17 protein-coding genes are annotated in these 17,583 nt (G+C 72.4%); 13 read left to right on the forward strand and 4 right to left on the reverse strand.

Features of this window, described 5'->3' with window-relative positions; translation table 11 throughout:
* The first annotated feature begins 100 nt into the window (after positions 1 to 100).
* The 11 genes from ACIRPK_RS27320 to ACIRPK_RS27370 all read left to right on the forward strand — a co-directional run bounded on the left by ACIRPK_RS27320 (position 101) and on the right by ACIRPK_RS27370 (position 10,641).
* On the forward strand, positions 101 to 289 hold the full coding sequence (locus ACIRPK_RS27320) for a hypothetical protein (protein WP_403042858.1): 189 nt from the start codon (positions 101 to 103) through the stop codon (positions 287 to 289).
* Positions 290 to 521: 232 nt separating this feature from the next.
* Positions 522 to 2,021 carry a sensor histidine kinase gene (locus tag ACIRPK_RS27325; RefSeq protein WP_403042861.1) on the forward strand — a complete coding sequence of 500 codons (1,500 nt, stop codon included), beginning with the start codon at positions 522 to 524 and terminating at the stop codon, positions 2,019 to 2,021.
* Positions 2,018 to 2,425, forward strand: a complete 408-nt coding sequence (locus tag ACIRPK_RS27330) for a roadblock/LC7 domain-containing protein (protein WP_057237695.1) — start codon at positions 2,018 to 2,020, stop codon at positions 2,423 to 2,425. Before ACIRPK_RS27325 ends, ACIRPK_RS27330 begins: the two co-directional genes overlap by 4 nt.
* On the forward strand, positions 2,422 to 2,781 hold the full coding sequence (locus ACIRPK_RS27335) for a DUF742 domain-containing protein (RefSeq protein WP_057237697.1): 360 nt from the start codon (positions 2,422 to 2,424) through the stop codon (positions 2,779 to 2,781). Before ACIRPK_RS27330 ends, ACIRPK_RS27335 begins: the two co-directional genes overlap by 4 nt.
* Positions 2,762 to 3,364: a GTP-binding protein gene (locus ACIRPK_RS27340; protein WP_403042865.1), complete on the forward strand. Its 603-nt coding sequence runs from the start codon at positions 2,762 to 2,764 to the stop codon at positions 3,362 to 3,364. Before ACIRPK_RS27335 ends, ACIRPK_RS27340 begins: the two co-directional genes overlap by 20 nt.
* 32 nt (positions 3,365 to 3,396) lie before the next feature.
* Positions 3,397 to 4,797 carry a cytochrome P450 gene (locus ACIRPK_RS27345; protein ID WP_403042868.1) on the forward strand — a complete coding sequence of 467 codons (1,401 nt, stop codon included), beginning with the start codon at positions 3,397 to 3,399 and terminating at the stop codon, positions 4,795 to 4,797.
* Positions 4,798 to 5,069: 272 nt separating this feature from the next.
* On the forward strand, positions 5,070 to 6,878 hold the full coding sequence (locus ACIRPK_RS27350; protein ID WP_403042870.1) for a fatty acyl-AMP ligase: 1,809 nt from the start codon (positions 5,070 to 5,072) through the stop codon (positions 6,876 to 6,878).
* Entirely contained in the window at positions 6,875 to 8,650 is a 1,776-nt protein-coding gene (locus tag ACIRPK_RS27355; RefSeq protein ID WP_403042873.1) for an acyl-CoA dehydrogenase family protein, read from the forward strand. Before ACIRPK_RS27350 ends, ACIRPK_RS27355 begins: the two co-directional genes overlap by 4 nt.
* Positions 8,651 to 8,765: 115 nt before the next feature.
* Complete coding sequence (locus tag ACIRPK_RS27360; RefSeq protein WP_403042876.1) at positions 8,766 to 9,080, forward strand: acyl carrier protein; 315 nt, start codon at positions 8,766 to 8,768, stop codon at positions 9,078 to 9,080.
* Positions 9,080 to 9,928 (forward strand): 4'-phosphopantetheinyl transferase family protein, encoded by an 849-nt coding sequence (locus tag ACIRPK_RS27365; RefSeq protein WP_403042879.1) that lies wholly within the window; start codon positions 9,080 to 9,082, stop codon positions 9,926 to 9,928. Before ACIRPK_RS27360 ends, ACIRPK_RS27365 begins: the two co-directional genes overlap by 1 nt.
* A gap of 101 nt (positions 9,929 to 10,029) precedes the next feature.
* The gene (locus ACIRPK_RS27370; RefSeq protein ID WP_403042882.1) at positions 10,030 to 10,641 is read left to right on the forward strand and encodes a DNA-binding response regulator; all 612 of its coding nucleotides are present in this window, start codon (positions 10,030 to 10,032) and stop codon (positions 10,639 to 10,641) included.
* A gap of 16 nt (positions 10,642 to 10,657) precedes the next feature.
* Here ACIRPK_RS27370 and ACIRPK_RS27375 read toward each other — a convergent pair whose 3' ends face one another.
* The 4 genes from ACIRPK_RS27375 to ACIRPK_RS27390 form a co-directional block, all read right to left on the reverse strand.
* Complete coding sequence (locus ACIRPK_RS27375) at positions 10,658 to 11,845, reverse strand: sensor histidine kinase (protein WP_403042885.1); 1,188 nt, start codon at positions 11,843 to 11,845, stop codon at positions 10,658 to 10,660.
* A gap of 167 nt (positions 11,846 to 12,012) precedes the next feature.
* A complete protein-coding gene (locus tag ACIRPK_RS27380; protein WP_403042887.1) occupies positions 12,013 to 13,515 on the reverse strand; it encodes a SagB family peptide dehydrogenase in 1,503 nt (500 codons plus the stop codon).
* Between the two features lie 86 nt (positions 13,516 to 13,601).
* Complete coding sequence (locus ACIRPK_RS27385; protein WP_403042889.1) at positions 13,602 to 15,902, reverse strand: TOMM precursor leader peptide-binding protein; 2,301 nt, start codon at positions 15,900 to 15,902, stop codon at positions 13,602 to 13,604.
* A complete protein-coding gene (locus ACIRPK_RS27390; RefSeq protein ID WP_403042890.1) occupies positions 15,892 to 16,161 on the reverse strand; it encodes a hypothetical protein in 270 nt (89 codons plus the stop codon). Before ACIRPK_RS27390 ends, ACIRPK_RS27385 begins: the two co-directional genes overlap by 11 nt.
* Positions 16,162 to 16,420: 259 nt before the next feature.
* Between ACIRPK_RS27390 and ACIRPK_RS27395 the strand changes: the two genes are divergently transcribed.
* Both ACIRPK_RS27395 and ACIRPK_RS27400 read left to right on the forward strand, forming a co-directional pair.
* On the forward strand, positions 16,421 to 17,239 hold the full coding sequence (locus ACIRPK_RS27395) for a BTAD domain-containing putative transcriptional regulator (RefSeq protein ID WP_403042892.1): 819 nt from the start codon (positions 16,421 to 16,423) through the stop codon (positions 17,237 to 17,239).
* Positions 17,240 to 17,331: 92 nt separating this feature from the next.
* Positions 17,332 to 17,583: carboxyl transferase domain-containing protein (locus tag ACIRPK_RS27400; protein ID WP_403042895.1), on the forward strand; the 252-nt coding region annotated here is incomplete at its 3' end.

The following is a 17,583-nucleotide window of genomic DNA, read 5'->3' on the forward strand; positions in this document are numbered from 1 at the left end:
CGCCCCGCGACGACCCGGACATCGACGACGACATGAACGGCAGCATCGAGATCTGCCGGCCGCCCAATCCGCACCGGGGCGGCCGCCCAATCTCGGGATCGTGTTCAATCCATCGGTCGGCTGCCACGAGAAGGCCACCGTCGGCAGCAGCACCGCCAATGACGTGACCCGCGCGGTGCTGCTCGCGCCGACCGCCTCGACCCACTCGGTCGACACCGGTCAGCCGCCCGGTTGCTCCATGCTCTTCCTGCTGGACGAGGAGGGCGTGCCGGGCGCCGCAGCCGTGTGAGCAGCGCGTGATAGGGGTGTGATCTGCGCCCGAAAGGCCACCTGAAAGGCCCAAATATGGTAGCTGATCAGTATGTTGAGACCCCGTCAGGGTGATCCGAAAAACCGGCTATGCTACTCCCGCCCAGCCCCGCCCATCCTGTGCCTGTCAAGGTGGGCGAGGACCGGAAAGGCCCTCCCAGGCCGGTACGCGGCCCGTAGGTCCGTACACCTTCCGACAGTTGAGGACGCTGATGCTTGGTGCTGGAGAGACGCCCGGAGATCTGCGCCCCGCGCGCGCACTGGGATGGCTCCTGCCCACGGTGTTGACCGCCGTCGCGGCCGTCGTCGCCACCTTCCTGATAGCGGGGGAAGCCCGGACGGCGGTCGGCTGGTGCGGTGCGGTGGCCACCCTGGCGGTCGCCCTGGTGGCGGCCGAGGCGGCCCGTCGAGGTCGTGAGCTGAAGGTCCTGCGCGAGCGCTCGCTCCGCCAGGAGGCCGAGCTCAGAGGGCAGTTGGCCGCCCAGGAGGCGGAGACCAGCCAGCTTGCCGAGGTGCTGCCGAAGGCGGTGGCCCGGTTGCAGGCCGGTGAGTTCCTGGACGACGTGCTGCGCGAGCTGTCCCCCGACGACTCGCCCGGCTTCCAGCAGGCCAGGCAGGCCGTGCTGCGCACGGTGCTGGAGGCGGTCGACGCGGAGGAGGGGCTGCGCGAGTCGGCCCAGCGGGCGTTCGTGAACATCGCCCGCCGGGTGCAGGCGATCGTGCACCGGCAGGCCCAGGACCTGCGCGAGATGGAGGACCGGCACGGCACCGACCCGGCCGTCTTCGACGACCTGCTCCGGTTGGACCACGGCAACGCCCTGGTCGGCCGGCTGGCCGACTCGATCGCGGTGCTCGGTGGCGCGCGGCCGGGACGCCAGTGGAGCAAGGGAGTTCCGCTCTACAGCGTGCTGCGCGGCGCGGTCTCCCGGATCCTGGACTACCAGCGGGTCGAGCTGCACCCGGTCTCCGAGGTGGCGGTGATCGGCCCCGCGGTCGAGCCGCTGATCCACGCGCTGGCCGAGCTGCTGGACAACGCCACCCGGTACTCCCCGCCGCACACCAACGTGCACCTCACCGCGGTCGAGGTGCAGACCGGCATCGCGATCGAGATCGAGGACGGCGGCCTCAGCCTGAGCGAGGAGGGCCGGGCCCGCGCCGAGCGGATGCTCCGCGAGGCACAGGAGGGCATCGACCTCAACGACCTGGGCGAGACCCCCCGGCTCGGCCTCGCCGTGGTCGGCCGGCTGGCCCAGGCGTACGGCTTCCAGGTCTCGCTGCGCCCCTCCGCCTACGGCGGCGTGCGCGCGGTGCTGATCGTGCCGCAGGAGCTGCTCACCGCCACCCCGGCGACCACCGAGCGGGCGCACGGCATCGGCGTGGCCTCGGGCCCGCGCCGGGCGGTGCCGGCCGCGGTCCGTCCGACGCTGGCCGCCCGGCACGCGGCGGCCGCCCCGGCGGCGGTCCGGGCGCCGTCCGGGCCGCAGCCCTGGGAGAGCGAGCAGCACCCGCAGGTGACCGAGCGGGCCGCCAACGGCCTGCCGCAGCGCCGTCGGCACGCCGCTGCGGCGAGCCGACCGGTGCCGGTCCCGCAGGCCGCCCCGCCGGCGCCGGCGCCGGAGCAGCCCGGGATGTGGCTGGCGGCGTTCGCCAACGGCGTGAACGGACGGCCGGACCACCACAGTGACGAGTCCTCAGGTAAGGGTGAGCAGTGATTCAGCAGCGGGCCAACATGGACTGGATGCTCAAGGAACTGGCCGAGGGCGTACCGCAGACCCGGCACGTGGTGGTGCTGTCCTCGGACGGACTGCGGATGGCGCAGTACGGCACGGACACCGACACCGCGGACCGGCTCTCCGCCGCCTGCGCCGGACTGCAGAGTCTGGCCACCGCGATCGGCTCCGAGTTCCCGCACGGGGACGGCCGGATGCGGCTGGTGGTGATCGAGACCTCCGGCGGCTTCTTCTACCTGATGGCGGCCGGCGCCCGGGCCTACCTCGCGGTGCTGGCCGACCAGGGCGTGGACGCCGGACTGATGGGCCAGCGGATGCGCGACCTGGTGGCCCGGATCGGCGAGCATCTGAGCACGGCCCCGCGCCACGGTGAGCAGGTCGCATGACCGACCCGGGCGCGGACTGGGAGGCGGGTAACCCCGAGCGGCTGTACGTGATCACGCGTGGACGCAGCGGGCTGACCGAGCGGGTCGTGCTCGACCTGGTCACCCTGGTCGTCGCCAAGTCCCGTCCGCAGCCCGCGATGCAGCCGGAACAGGCGGCGATCCTGCGGATCTGCGAGTCGCCGCTCTCGGTGGCGGAGGTCTCCGCCCACCTCAACCTGCCGATGAGCGTGGTCACCGTGCTGATCGCCGACCTGCTGACGGAGGACCGGGTCGAGGCCCGGGCCCCTGTCCCCAAGGCCGAACTCCCCGACCGTGCCCTGATCGAAGCGGTGATGAATGGACTTCAGAAGCTCTGAGCCGGGCGGTCCGAGCGGGACCGATCTGCTGCCGGCCACCGCCGCCACCGCCGTCAAGGTGGTGATCGTCGGTGGTTTCGGGGTGGGCAAGACCACCCTGGTCGGCTCGGTCAGCGAGATCCGTCCGCTGACCACCGAGGAGACCATGACCCGGGCCGGGGTCGAGGTGGACGACGTCACCGGTGTGGAGCGGAAGACCTCCACCACCGTCGCGATGGACTTCGGCCGGATCACCATCTCCGACGAGCTGGTGCTCTACCTCTTCGGCACCCCGGGCCAGCAGCGGTTCTGGTTCCTCTGGAACGGCCTGTTCGAGGGCGCCCTGGGCGCGGTGGTGCTGGTCGACACCCGCCGCCTGGAGGTCAGCTTCGACGTGATCGGGCGGCTGGAGGAGCGCGGGGTGCCCTTCGTGGTGGCCGTCAACACCTTCCCGGAGTCGCCGAGCCACCCGATCGACGACCTGCGGGCCGCGCTCGACCTGCCGGACGAGGTGCCGATCGTGGCCTGCGACGCCCGCAGCCGGGAGGCCAGCCGCGACGTGCTGCTCGCCCTGATGCGTTACCTGTACTCCCTGTCCTCCTGACGCCTGATCACACTCACTCCCGGAGACCACCCGTGACCACCCCCGACGGCCAGCTCACCCCGCCGCCCGGCTGCCCGGCCCACGGCCTCGGCACCGACCAGATACGGCGGCTGTACGGCCCGGAGGCCGAGGCCGACCCGAGCGGCCTGTACGAGAAGCTGCGTGCCGAGCACGGCTCGGTGGCGCCGGTGCTGCTGCACGGCGACCTGCCGGCCTGGCTGGTGGTCGGCCACTCGGCCAACCTGACCGTGATGCGCAACCCGTCCCGGTTCTCCCGGGACTCCCGGCGCTGGACGGCGTTCCAGCAGAACCAGGTGGCGATGGACTCGCCGCTGATGCCGGTGCTGGCCTGGCAGCCGCTCTGCCTGTTCGCGGACGGCGCCGAGCACCGACGGCTGCGCGGCGCGGTCACCGACGCGCTGAACCGGTTCGACCGCCGGGGCATGCGCCGGTACGTCACCCGGTTCGCCGACCAGCTGATCGACGGCTTCACCGGCCGCGGCACGGTGGACCTGGTCGGCGAGTTCGCCGAGCACCTGCCGATGCTGGTGATGACCCAGCTGCTCGGTGCGCCGGACGAGTACGGCCCGCAACTCGTGGTAGCCGCACGGGACATGATGCTCGGCACCGAGACCGCGATCGCCAGCAACGAGTACGTGGCCACCACGCTCCGCCAGCTGGTCGCCCGGAAGCGGAACGAGCCGGGCAACGACCTGGCCAGCTGGCTGATCCAGCACGAGGCCGGGCTCTCCGACGACGAGCTGATGGAGCACCTGCGGCTGGTGCTGCTGATGGCCAACGAGTCCACCGTGAACCTGATCGCGGACACCCTGCGGATGGTGCTCACCGACAGCCGGTTCCGGGCCAACCTCTCCGGCGGTCACATGACCCTGCCGGACGCGCTGGACCAGGTGCTCTGGGACAGCCCGCCGCTGTCGATGATCCCGGGCCGCTGGGCCACCATCGACACCGAGCTGGGCGGCCAGCAGATCAAGGCCGGCGACATGCTGCTGCTCGGCCTGGCGGCCGGCAACGTCGACCCGGAGGTCCGCCCCGACCTGGACACCCCGCTCTACGGCAACCGCTCGCACCTGGCGTTCAGCGGCGGCCCGCACGAGTGCCCCGGCCAGGACGTGGGCCGCGCGATCGCCGAGACCGGCATCGACATCCTGCTCACCCGCCTGCCGGACCTCCAGCTCGCGGTCGCCGAGGAGGACCTGCGCTGGAGCGGCGCCTGGCTGGCCCGCCACCTGACCGGCCTCCCGGTCAAGTTCACCCCGGGCCGCCCGAAGCCCGCCCCGGCCCCGGCCGCCGTCCCGGCCGCTCCGGCGGCCCCGGTCGCCGTCGCCGAGCCGATCGCCGCTGCCCCGGCCTCGGCCCCGGCGCCGCGCCGCAGCTGGTGGCGCCGGATCTTCGGCCGCCGCCAGGGCTGAGCACGAAGGAAGGCCCCCACCGTGAGGTGGGGGCCTTTTGCCGTGCCCGCGCGGTGTCCGGGCACCGCTGGGTCGAGCCCGAACGAGCGTTCCGGCTGCCCGTCCGGACTGCCCAGCGGTAGTCCAGAAGGACTCTAGCGAGTGCCCCGACCCTGTCACGGGCGTCCTGGAACGCCCGTGCGGGCGACTGTCACATACCGCGGTCGCAGTTCTCGGAACGGCCACGCGGCTGCCGCGCGCGCCGTCCCAGACGTGAGGAACCGGGGGAATCGATGACGGAGCCAGTGACCTTCGCCGACGTGCTGTCACGGCACGCCGAGGAGCGGCCGGAGCAGGACGCCTACCTGTTCCTGCAGGACGACGGGGCGGGCCGGGGCACCAGGCCCGCCGACCCGGACGGGCTGCGGGCGGAGCAGCTGACCTACCGCGAGCTGGACCTGGCCGCACGCCGGGTGGCCGGCTGGCTGCGGGAGCACGGGCTGACCGGTCGGCACGTGCTGATCCTGCAGCCCGACGGCCGGCGCTTCGCGGTCGCCTTCCTCGGCTGCCTGTACGCGGGCGCGGTGGCGGTGCCGGCGCCCACCCCGAACGGCCGGCACACCCGGGACAGCCGGGTGCTGGGCATCCTCAAGGACGCCGCGGTGGCCCTGGTGCTGACCGACCGTCAGTCCGCCCCGCAGATCTCGAGACTGCTGGCGGAGGCCGGCAGCGCCCAGGTCCCGTGCCTGGCCCTGGACGGCGCCGAACTGCCCGCCGCCGACGGCCGCCGGCTGCCCGCGGCGGGCGCCGACGACCTGGCCGTCCTGCAGTACACCTCCGGCTCCACCAGCGAACCGCGCGGCGTGATGGTGACCCACCGGAACCTGCTCGCCAACCAGCGCCAGATCGCGGCCCTGCTCGGTACGACACCGGAGTCGCGGATCGGTGGCTGGCTGCCGTTCCATCACGACATGGGCCTGGTCGGCCAGTTGCTGCACCCGCTCTGGCTGGGCGGCACCGGGGTGCTGCTGCCGCCCGAGACCTTCGTCCGGCACCCCGTCCGGTGGTTGCAGGCCGTCAGCCGGTACGGGATCACCGTCAGCGGCGCGCCCGATCTGGGCTACGACCTCTGCGTCCGCCGGGTGACCGACCGTCAGCTCGAAGGGCTCGACCTGTCCGGCTGGCGGACCGCCGTGAACGGGGCCGAGCCCGTTCGGGCGGACACCCTGCGGGCGTTCGCCGAGCGCTTCGGCCCGGTGGGTTTCCGCCCCGACGCCTTCGTGCCCGCGTACGGGCTGGCCGAGGCCACCCTGCTGGCCTTCGGACGTCCGGCCGAGCCGGGCGGGGCCGGTCCGGCCGAGCGGGTGGTGGATGCCGGATCGCTGGAGAAGCACCGGATCGGCGACCCGCTGCCCGGCGGCTCCGTCCGCACCCTGGTGAGCTGTGGTCGGCCCGGCTTCACCGGCCTCGACCTGCGGATCGTCGACCCCCGGACCCGCCGGACGCTCGACGAGGGCCAGGTCGGCGAGGTGTGGGTGCGCGGCGAGAGCGTGGCACAGGGGTACTGGAAACGTCCGCTGGAGACCAACCGGACGTTCCGGACGGCCACCGCCGAGGGCGAGCCTGGCTTCCTGCGCACCGGCGACCTCGGGGGGCTCCGGGACGGCGAGCTGTTCATCACCGGCCGGATCAAGGAGCTGCTGGTGGTGGCCGGCCGCAACCTCTACCCCCAGGACATCGAGCGCACGGTGCAGAAGGTCAGCAGCCTGTTCGGCTCGGCCGTGGTGTTCGCGGTGGAGCCGGACCGCAGCCACCTGGTCGTCGTGCAGGAGGTGCGGACCGGCAGCCGCTACGACCTGGACCTGCCCGCCCTCAACCTGGCGGTCCGCAGGTGCGTCTCGCAGGAGTTCGAGGCGACGGCGGGCAGCGTGCTGCTGGTCCGGCCGGGAACGGTCCGCCGGACCACCAGCGGCAAGGTGGAGCGGTCCGCGATGCGGCAGCTCTTCCTGGCCGGGCGGCTGCAGGCCCTGCACCAGGTGGTCGAGCCCGAGGTCGCCCAGCTGGTCGGCGCCGCCCCGATACGTACGGAGGCATTCCGATGACCCTTTCGACGGCGGCCGTGACCACGGCCGGTGCCACCGAGCCGGCCGTGCAGCGGCGGCTCGCGCAGCTGGAGGAGGGATTCGGCGACCCGTGGGATCCGGCCAACCCGTACGGTCACAGCGCCGTGCTGGCCGCCGACGAACAGGGCGAACTCCCCGGTGGAGCGGTGGAGTTGCTGGACCGGTTCGGTTTGAACGAGGAGTTCGTGCCTGAGCGCCTCGGCGGCCGGTTCGACCGGGTGGACGTGCTGGCGCGGATGTTGCGCCCGGTCTTCCGCCGGGATCCCTCGCTCGGTGTCGGCTACGGCGCCGGGTCCTTCCTGGCGGCGACCTCGGTCTGGGCCGGCGGCACCGAGCGGCAACAGCGGCAGGCCGCCGGGGTGCTGCTCGGCGGCGGCAGGCTGGCCGTCGCCTACCGGGACCTGGCCCACGGGAACGCCTTCCTGCGGGACGAGTTCAGCCTCAGGTCCGAGCCGTCGGGCCGGGGCCTGCGGCTGGACGGTGCCAAGCGGGTGATCGTCAACGCGGCGCACGCCGACGCCCTGGTGATGTTCTGCCGCACCGACGCCCGTCCGGGCAGCCGGAGTCACTCGGCCGTCCTGCTCGACCGGGCGGCACTCCCCGCCGACCGGGTGCGCGACCTGCCCCGCTACCGGACGGTCGGCCTGCGCGGCTGCTGGATGAGCGGTCTCGGCTTCGAGGACTGCCCCGTCCCCCGGGACGCCCTGCTCGGTGGGTGGGGGGACGGTGTCGACCTGGCGCTCAGCTCCTTCCAGCTCACCCGCAGCGTGCTGCCCTCGATGGTGCTGGCCGGCTGCGACACGGTGCTGCGCACCGCCCTGCGGTTCGCCCTGGACCGGGGTCTGAACGGCCGCCCGGTGATGCGCAATCCGCAGGCCAGGGCCAGTCTGGCCGGCTCCTTCGCCGACCTGCTGGTCTGCGACAGCCTCGCCCTGGCCGCGACCCGCGGCGTGCATCTCCACCCGGAGGCCACCGGCGTCTACGCGGCGGCCACCAAGTACCTGCTGCCGATCCTGCTCAGCGACCTGGTCTACGACCTCTCGGTGCTGCTCGGCTCCAGCCTGTACGTGAAGGAGGGGGAGTACGGGATCTTCCAGAAGCACGTCAGGGACCTGCCGATCACCAGCCTCGGACACTCCGGCACGGCGGCCTGCCAGTCGACGATCATCCCCCGGCTGCCGGTGCTGGCGGACCGGGCCTGGTTCGCCGAACCCCCGCCGGACCCGGCGCTGTTCCGGATGCTGGACGACCTGCCCGCACTGGACGTCACCCGGCTGGGCGTGGTCGGCGACGGCGACCCGCTGGCCGCCGAACTCGTCTCTGCGGCGGCCTGGTTGGAGCAGTCCGAGGCGGGCGGGGAGAGCCGGAACGTGCTGCGGGTACTGACCCGGTCGCTCGTGGTGGAGCTGCACGAACTCCGCTCGGCCTGCCGAGGGCTGTCCCTCCAGGACCGCAACGGGCTTGCCAGCCCTCGCAGTTACGCGCTGGCGGACCGCTACGCGCTGCTGCTCGCCGCCGCCGCCGCACTGGGGGTCTGGCGGCACCGGCAGGGCGAGCCGGAGACCTTCCTGGGCCGGCCGGCCTGGCTGGTCACGGCCCTGCTGAGGATCTGCCGGCGACTCGGCCTGGGTCTGTCGGAGCGCGCTCCCGGCGCCGACGACCAGGTGCTGGAGGAGCTGTTCCGCCGCTACCACTCGGGTGGCAGCTTCGACCTGTACGACTCCCCGACGGCGGCCCGCCCGGCGTCCTGAGGGACCACTGTCCGAGAGCCCGCCGGACCACCGCGTCGCAGATGTCCATTGGAGGACCGAACATGATGATTCGTCGGATGTGCCGGCAGCGGTGCGCCACCACCGGGGAGCGGTCATGAGCCCCGGCGCGGAGAGCCCCGGCGCGGTGCTCGACCGGCCGGCCCGGGGGCTGTTGGAGCTGGTGTCGGCGGAGGTCGCCGCAGTGCTCGCCGACCAGGCCCCGGGGCCGGTCGTCCCGGCCGACGCCGACGCGCGGTTCTACGACGACCTCGGGTTCGACTCGGTGATGCTGATGCAGCTGAAGTACCGGATCGAGAACCGCCTCCCGGAGCTCGGTGAGCTGTCGCTCTCCGAGATGGTGGGCAGCTTGGTGAGCGTCACCACGCTGGTCGAGTACCTCACCGACCTCGCCGAGGAGGTCCGCCCGTGATGCCGGCCACCGTTCCGGCGGCGGCGGTCGGTGCGCCGATCCGGCTGACCGGACCTGACGGCCCGTGGGACGCCGTCCGGGAGGCGCTGGACGTACGCGGCAGTGCGGTCCTGGTCTCCCGGCTGGGGGACTGGCTTCCGGCGGCGGAGCCGGCCGTCGAGCCGTCGGAGCGGGAGGTCGCGGTGCTCGGCCGCGACTGGGCGCGCTACCAGGCGATGTCGCACGAGCAGGTCAGGTCCCGCTTCCTGGCCTCCCGGCTGCTGCTCAAGCACGCGGCGGGCAACGCGCTGCAGGCCGCCCCGGAGACGGTCGACCTGGCGTACAAGCTGGGCGGGCGGCCGTACCTGCGGGGCTGCGACCAGGTCGACATCAGCCTGAGCCACACCGAGGACCTGTTGGTGGTCGGGCTGACCCGCCGGGGCTGGATCGGCGTGGACGCGGAGCTGGAGAGCCGCCGACTGCTCGGGACGGGGGCGGAGAAGCAGATCTGCACCCCGCACGAGACCGCCCGGCTGCAGGAACTGCCGGAGGAGCAGCGGAACCTGGCCCTGGTGCGGCTGTGGACGCTCAAGGAGGCGTACAGCAAGGCGATCGGCCAGGGCCTGCGGTTCCGGTTCACCGAGTTCGGCTTCACGCCGACGGCGGGCGACGAGCGGGTCCAGGTGCTGCGTCCGGACGGCTCGCCCGGCACGGGGGACGAGTGGAGCTTCGGCACCTGGGCGGTGGACGACGGCGCCTACACGGTGAGTGTCGCCCTGTTCGACGCGGGTTTCGGCGACGCCGCCGACATCGCGGCCCACACCATGCTGGACGACGGTCTGCTGGACGCACTGATCGACGTCACGTAGCACCACCCCACTGCCCGGCGCCTAAAGTGATCCTTTTGCCACGGGGTTTACGCTTGATCATCTGACGTTTGTTCGTCGGATCGATTTGAGCGGGGGGGATTGTGATTCGGGTACTGCTCGCTGAGGACATGCACATGGTCAGGGGGGCGCTGGTGGCCCTGCTCGGAATGGAGCAGGACATCGAGGTGGTCGCGGAGGTCGACCACGGGGACTCGATCCTCCCTCAGGCCCTGGCCCACAGACCGGACATCGCCGTTCTCGACATCGACCTGCCCGGTGTGGACGGGCTGACCGCCGCGACCCTCCTGCACGAACAGCTGCCGAGCTGCCGGACGCTGATCCTCACCAGCCTCGGCCGCCCCGGCACGCTGCGCCGGGCGATGTCGGCCCGGGTGGGCGGGTTCCTGCTCAAGGACGCGCCGCCGGCCGAGCTGGCCCAGGCGATCCGCAAGGTGGTGGCCGGGGAGCGGGTGGTCGACCCGCAACTCGCGATGGCGGCCTGGGACTCGGGGGAGAACCCGCTCACCAAGCGGGAGGTGGACGTGCTGCTGATGGCCGCCGGCGGGGCCGAGGTGGTGGAGATCGCGGCGGCGCTCTTCCTCTCGGCGGGCACCGTACGGAACTACCTGACGACCGTCGTCACCAAGCTGAACGCCCGCAACCGGGTGGACGCCATCCGGATCGCGGAGGAGGCCGGCTGGCTGCTGCTCTGACGCCGCCGACGGTGGCTCAGGACGCCGCCCGGAGGGGCACGGCCGGTTCCAGCGGCGCCTCGGCGACCAGCTGGAAGCGGCCGTCCGGCCGGACGCCCGCGGTGAGCCGCCCGCCGATCGCCGCCACCCGGCTGTCGAGGTTGGCCAGCCCGCTTCCGCTGCGTTCGCCGAACTTCCGGGTGGCGGCGGCCGCCGTCTCGGGTTCGTCGGTCACCCCGTCGTTGACGATGGTGAGCCTGACCAGCGAGCCCTCCCGTACGGTCGCGATCAGGCAGTGCTGCACCTTGCTGTGCCGGAGCATGTTGGTGACGGCCTCGCGCAGCACGGTGGCCAGCACGGTGTCGATCTGGCCGTCGAGGGAGAGCGGGGGGTCGGAGAGCCGGACCTCGACGTCGATGTCGGCGGTACGGAGCATCGCCTCGGCCGCCGCGACCTCGCCGGAGAGCGACATGTCGCGGTAGCTGCTGGCGACGGCGCGGACGTCGGACAGCGCCTGACGCGAGATCTCCAGTATCGAGGTCAGCTCGTCGACCGCCCGGCCCCGGTGTTTGGGCACCAGCCGGATCGCCACCTCGCTCTTCAGGGTGATCGCGGACAGGCTGTAGCCGAGCAGGTCGTGCAGGTCCCGGGCGAACCGCAGCCGTTCCTGGGCCACCGCCATCCGGGCCAACTTCTCCCGGGCCCGGTGGAGTTCGACCACCAGGCCGGCCAACCGGCTGAGGCCGTAGACCACCAGCCCGCTCAGCATCGTCGAGATGGCGATGTAGACGGTGTTCTGGAGGTTGCTGTGATGGGCCACCGCGATCGCCGGGATGGAGAGCGTCACCAGGGTGAAGGCCGTCCAGCCCCAGGCGGCCGGCAGCAGGAGCAGCGCCGAACCCGAGAGGAATCCGCCGGCCGCGCCCCAGACCTCACCGAAGAGCAGGATCGGCAGATAGGTCAGCAGGGCCTGGACGCTCAGCGTCCACTTGCCGTATCTGCGCCGGAACGCCGCCATCTGGGGCAGTGAGTGGCTGAGTTGGATGACGTCGATGACTGCGAAGCACAGCATCCCGACCAGTGGAGTGGTCCGGCCGGCTTTCGCCACCGAGAAGAGGTTCACCGAGACCTGCACCATGAACGCGATCAGCACGAAGCAGAGGATGAACAGCGCGAACCGGGGTACCGGAGTGCCCGGGGTGTCCCGGGCCGGGCGTCGCACCACGGCGCGTAACCGCGCGAGTGGCCGTCGAGCCGCCTGCGGCAGCGAGGCCGAGGGCTGCCCTTCTCCTGACTGGACGCCCATCCGTACCCTTCCGACATGCCGATTCCAAGACCGAGCGTAAGGGCTGGCGGCCCGTTCCGGCACCGAATTCCAACTTGGCCGGCGGGTCAGGGCCGGCCCTTCGCCGGAGCGTGGGACGGGTCGATGATCAGTTGGCCGACGGGGGCCTCGGAGCGCCAGTCCAGGCCCACGCACCGGGGTGCCAGGTCGGCGTCCGAGTTCCCGAGAACGGCGGTGGTCAGGCCCATGACGGTGGCCGCCAGGGTCAGGGTCTGCAGCGCGGCCCCGGTGTCGCGGAGCACCAGGGCGTAGCCCAGGGCGCTGAACTTCCAGGTGACCCGGGAGAATCGGGCGGTCAGCGTGATGGTCGCCGGGGGAGCCTCGGTGAGACCCCCGGCGGTCCTGATACAGGTGAGGAATTCGGCCAGGTCGGCCTCGTTCCGGTTCACCAGGGTCAGTTGGTGCCCGGCCGGGTCGTAGTGGAAGATGCCGGGCGGCAGCCCGGCGCAGCGGGTGACCGTGAGATACGCCTCCAGCGGGTGGCTCCCGCTGATGCTGGTGTAGGGGCGGTCGCTGACCTGGTACGCGGCCGGCGCGGTCGGGTCCACCGACATCGAGCGGACCCGCAACGACCGGTGCAGGAGTTCACCGATCTGAGTGGTCGTCAGTTCGCCGCCCGGACCCGGCCCGCGCGGGCGCGGTCCGGCGTCGAGTGCGTCGGCGAGCGGTGCCGGATCGTCGGCCGTGGTGCCGCGGACGGCCGGCAGCGGGAACCGCGGCCCGTCCGGTAGCGGCCGGACGGCCGGCTCGGGCACCAGGCGAAGGGCGTGCGTGAAGGTGGCGCCGAAGTCGTGGTCGTGCCGGCCGGTGGTGCTCCGGGTGTGGAAGAGCAGGTCCACCGGGGACCAGGTGGCCAGGACGGGGTCGCTGTCCTCGGCGAACGTGGGCTCGGCGAGGGCGGATTCCGGCTCGGCGCCGCGGTCCTCGTCGGTGATCACGAGTCCGGCCGCCAGCAGGTGGGCGAGCAGCTCCAGTACGACGGCGCGGGGGAGCGGCACGGTCTTGAGCAGCTCCTCGGGTGTCGCCGTCCAGCCGAGCGAGGCCAGCAACTCGGCCCCCGCCCCTCGGTGGGCGGTCACCCGGAACAGCGAGAGCGGGGACTCCAACTCGAAGCCCCTGCCCTCGCTGTGCAGGTGGGCGAACCGGGACAGCCGGACCGGCCGGTCCGGCGTGACCCGGGGGAGATCCAGCGACGCCCTCGGCGACATGGGGACGAACGACAGCAGCGGGGACTGCGAGCCGGTCATCCCGATCGAGCGGACGATCAGGTGCTGGATCCCGTGCAGGGCCCGGGAGAGTCGCTCCTCGGCGCCGTCCTCGGCGCCGTCCAGCACGTTCCGGAGCGAGACCGGCCCGAGCCGCATCCGCCGCAACGCCTCGCGGGTGGTCCGGTCGGGCCGGACCACCCGCTCGGTCTGCCAACGGCTGTGCAGCAGGACGTCCCCGCCCGGATCGGGCAGCTCGACGTGGACGTCCTCCCGCAGGGACCACAGGCGTCGCGGAGCCAGCTCTTCGGGGTCGGGCGAGACGATCACGTCGGTCTCCGGCATCGGCGCTGTTCAGGACTCCGAGGCTGGCGGACGGCACTTGAGTCTCACTGGAGCCGGTGTCCCCGGACCCCGGTGACCAGGGGGTCTCAGACGAACATCAGGGTCGGGTTCAGGTCCTGATAGGCCGTCGGTTCGGCGAGCCGGCCGAGGGCGACCGGCACGTCGTACAGGCGCCCCGGGCCGAACCGCGACCAGAACGACCGCATTCCGGGCACCACCACCCGCACCACCGGGAGCCCGATGTCCGGGCGGGTCTGGTCCAGCACCAGCAGCTCCATGCCGTGGCGGCGGACGAGCTCACCGGCCGCGGTGACGTCGTCCCTGAGGTCGGGGCGCACGACCCGGAGGTGGGTGTCGGGCCCGGTGGCCGGCCGGTCGTCGTGCGGGAGCAGGTAGGGCTGGCCGGCGGTGGTGGCGGTGCGCCACCACCGGAGCGCGTCGGGGTCGCGCAGGGTGTAGCCGGTGCCGTCGGCGGTGGCGCCGACCGCTCCGGGGAGCAGCTGGTTCATCTCGGCCAGGGCCCGTCGGAGGGCGACCAGCGGGTCGAAGTGGGCGCCGAAGCCGAACACGATGTCCTCGGCGGGCTTGTCCGTCCGACGGGACAGCGCGGCCATCACCGGGACGCCGAGGTCGGCCGTCAGGTCGAGCGCCCAGACCTCTCTCCCCAACGCGCGGTGCACCTGCTGGAGTTCGCCGATCCACGGGTCCGCGAAGGCGGCCAGGTCCACCCCGGGCTGACGAGTCCGGTTGTACCACCACAGGGCGACGGCGTCCCGTTCCACCAGTTCGAAGAACCCCTGGAGGACGGCGTCCTCCAGACTGCTGCCGGCCGCGCACCCGTTGGAGTCCGCTCTGGCGAAGTGCTTTCCGGGGATCGGGCGTGGAGCGTCGTAGTAGAGGAGGGAGGTGGGCAGCATCCGCTGCCGGTGCTCGGTGAGCGACCAGACCGGCGTCCAGTCGATCGGGGTCCGGTCGTCGAGCGGGTCGCAGACGAAGTGGAAGCCGGAGTGCCGGGCGTTCCAGCGGGTGCGGTCACGGTACTGGCGCTCGTCGTACAGCTGGATCCGGTTGGGATGGACGGCCGCCTCGCCCAGCCCGCGCAGGGTGTCCCGGACCACGGGCTCGTTGTCCTCGTACGTACCGGAGCAGCGCTCGAGTGCCTCGCACAGCGCGCTGACCCTGGCGTCCAGTTCGGTGGTGCCCTTGCCCCCGCTGAACTGCCGGGTGCCCGGCAGGCCGGGCGAGTGCGTGGCGAGGTTGTGGCCGGAGACGAAGGAGTTGAGGAACGACGGCCCGTACCGGGAGCGGCTGATCTCCTTGACGGCCCCGGTCACCGGACTCACCAGGTGCCCGTAGCTGTCGAGCACCTGTTGCGGCGTCAGGCAGCGGTGGCCGTTGCCACCGGTGGAGGTCTTCGGCCGGGAGCGCAGCAGCACCGGTCGGGCGGCTGCGGACGATCCGGCGGCCGGGGTTCCGCAGTCCGGGCACTGCGGGCGGTGCACGAGCGTGTGGGTCCGCGCCTCCAGGGTCAGCGTGTCGAGGGTGTGGACCGCCCGCTGCCCCGGATGACGGTGCCCGGTAAGCCACTTGACGGCCTCCAGGGCGGCCAGTTGCAGGCCGATCCCCAGGGTCACCGGCAGCGCGGCGGTCGGGCCCTGCGGTGCCTCGCGCATCCGGAGCGCCTGCTGGAGGGCCAGTTCGGGCTGTCGGTGGGCGCGCAGCCGGTGGGTCAGGCAGGACCAGCAGGCGCTGGTACCCGGCTGGAACACCGGGCCGGTCCAGACGATCGAGCCGGTCGGGTTGGCGAGCAGCCAGGGCTGCCCGGCCGCCCGCTGCCTGGCGTCGATCCGGCGCAGCCCGGGCGCGAGGTAGTCGTCGCAGACGACCACGGTGAGATCCGCGTCCTCGATCCCGGCCCCGACCGGGAGGCAGGCGAGCCCGGCGCCCTCCAGGGCCTGCCGCACCGCCGTCCGGTCCACCCGGCCGACGGTCAGCACCCTGGTCCTGGCGGTGCCCGCCTGCTCGGCCGGGTTCGGTCCCTCCAGGCCGGCCAGGTCCCAGAAGGCCTCGGCGGCCCGGAGGCCGGGGGAGCCGTTCGCGCGCGGGGAGCGGTAGGAGACCAGCCCGGCCTCGGAGAGCGAGCAGAGCAGATCGGCTATCACTCCGGCCGTCGTGCCCGGGGCGTCGCGGACCAGTGCCGCGATGCCCCGGGTGCCGTCCAACAGCGGGCCGACGGTCTCCAGGTGGGGGCCGTGCAGACGGGTCGTGCCACGTTCCGAGACCAGGTAGACGCCGTCCCCTGCGACCACCTCGGCCCGTACGTGACGCTTGAACCCCACCAGGGCCCCTCGCGGCGACGGCACCTCGCGGACCGTCTCAGGCCTCATAACAGATGCTCATCATGGCCGCGGCCGCCCGGCCGAGATCCTCGACGACCACCGGCTCGTGCTGCGGCCGGCGGAGCGAGGGCACGGCGGTGCCGGGCGGCAGCGTCACGTCGAACTCGGCCAGCACGGCCCGGGGGTCGACGGCGTAACGGGCCCGCAGTTCCGGGTCGAGGTGCGTCCAGACCACGAGTTCGGCGAAACGCCAGTCGCACTCAAGGTCGTGGGTGGACGGTGCGGGGGGAAGATCGGTGGCACGCACGAAGACTCTCCGGTTGCTCAAGGCTGCCTGAAGTGGTGGTGGTACGTCACGGAAGTCTGTGTGATTCGGTGGCGCCGGGACAGTGGAACCGTCATGCGTCGAGGGTGAACTTCTCATGCCCGCAGGCGGGCTGAAGTCCCGGTCAACCCGTGAAGATCTCACTGTCGGAGCAGGCTGTGCGCGTGGCAGTCTCTTGAGAGCGCATCCGGGTGCGGTGGCTCCCGGGGCGCACACTCAGCTCTCGAAAGGAGGCGGATCCGTGCAGATCAATCTTCTGGGCCCCTTCGTCGCTCATGAGCAACAGACGTCGATCCTTCCCACCGCGGCCAAGCCGCGGCAGATCCTGGCGCTCCTGGCTCTCCAGGCGAACCAGATGGTGACCGTACCGACGTTGATGGAGGAGATCTGGGGGGAGGAACCGCCGCGGACCGCCACCACCACGCTCCAGACCTACATCCTGCAGCTGCGCAGAAGGCTCGCGACCGCCTTCGGTACGGACCAGCGCTCCGCGGCCAAGGGGATCCTGGTCACCCGGCACGGCGGCTACCTGCTCGACGTCCAGCCGGGCGAGGTGGACAGCTCCGAGTTCGAACGGATCCTGGGGCTGGGACAGGCGGCACTGACCGCAGGGGACGACGCGACCGCCTCGCTGCTGCTCGGGCAGGCCCTCAAACTGTGGCGCGGCCCGGCCCTGGTGGACGTCCAGGTCGGCCGGGTGCTGGAGATCGAGGTGCTGCGGCTGGAGGAGGCCAGGCTCGGTGCGCTGGAGGGCCGGGTGGCCGCAGACCTCCGGCTCGGCCGGCACGCCAACCTGCTCAGCGAGTTGACGGTGCTCTCGGCCCGCCACCCCATGCACGAGGGGCTGCACGCGCAGTTCATGCTCGCCCAGTACCGTTCGGGCCGCTCCTGGCAGGCGCTGGAGACCTACCAGCGGCTGCGCAGCACACTGATCGCCGAACTCGGCATCGAACCCTCCGCCCGGCTGCAGCGCCTGCACATCGCGCTCCTGGGAGCGGACCCGAGGCTCGATCTGGTCGACGACGAGCCGATGTTGGAGCTGCACCGGGTCGTCGGGTGAGCGGTGACCGCCGGCCCGTTCGAGCGGGCCTCCGGTGGGCGTCGAGCACAGACCGAGTGCCACTCTAGGCATCGTTTCTACGGTCCGCTGTCATGACCACCGTGGAGGAGTATCCAGCGCCCGAACCCGCCCCATCCAGCCCGCCCACCGCTGCGCGGGGGCGGGCTGTCGAGTTGCACGAACTCCGCAGTCGGGTGCTGCGTGGCCCGAGTGACAAGGCGACCGAGGCGCAGCATGCCAAGGGGAAGTTGACGGCTCGTGAGCGGATCGGCCTGTTGTTGGACGAGGGGTCGTTTCGTGAGGTGGAGCCGTTGCGTCGGCATCGGGCGACGGGTTTCGGTCTG

The sequence above is a fragment of the Kitasatospora sp. NPDC101801 genome (assembly GCF_044766665.1).
Lineage (GTDB): Bacteria > Actinomycetota > Actinomycetes > Streptomycetales > Streptomycetaceae > Kitasatospora.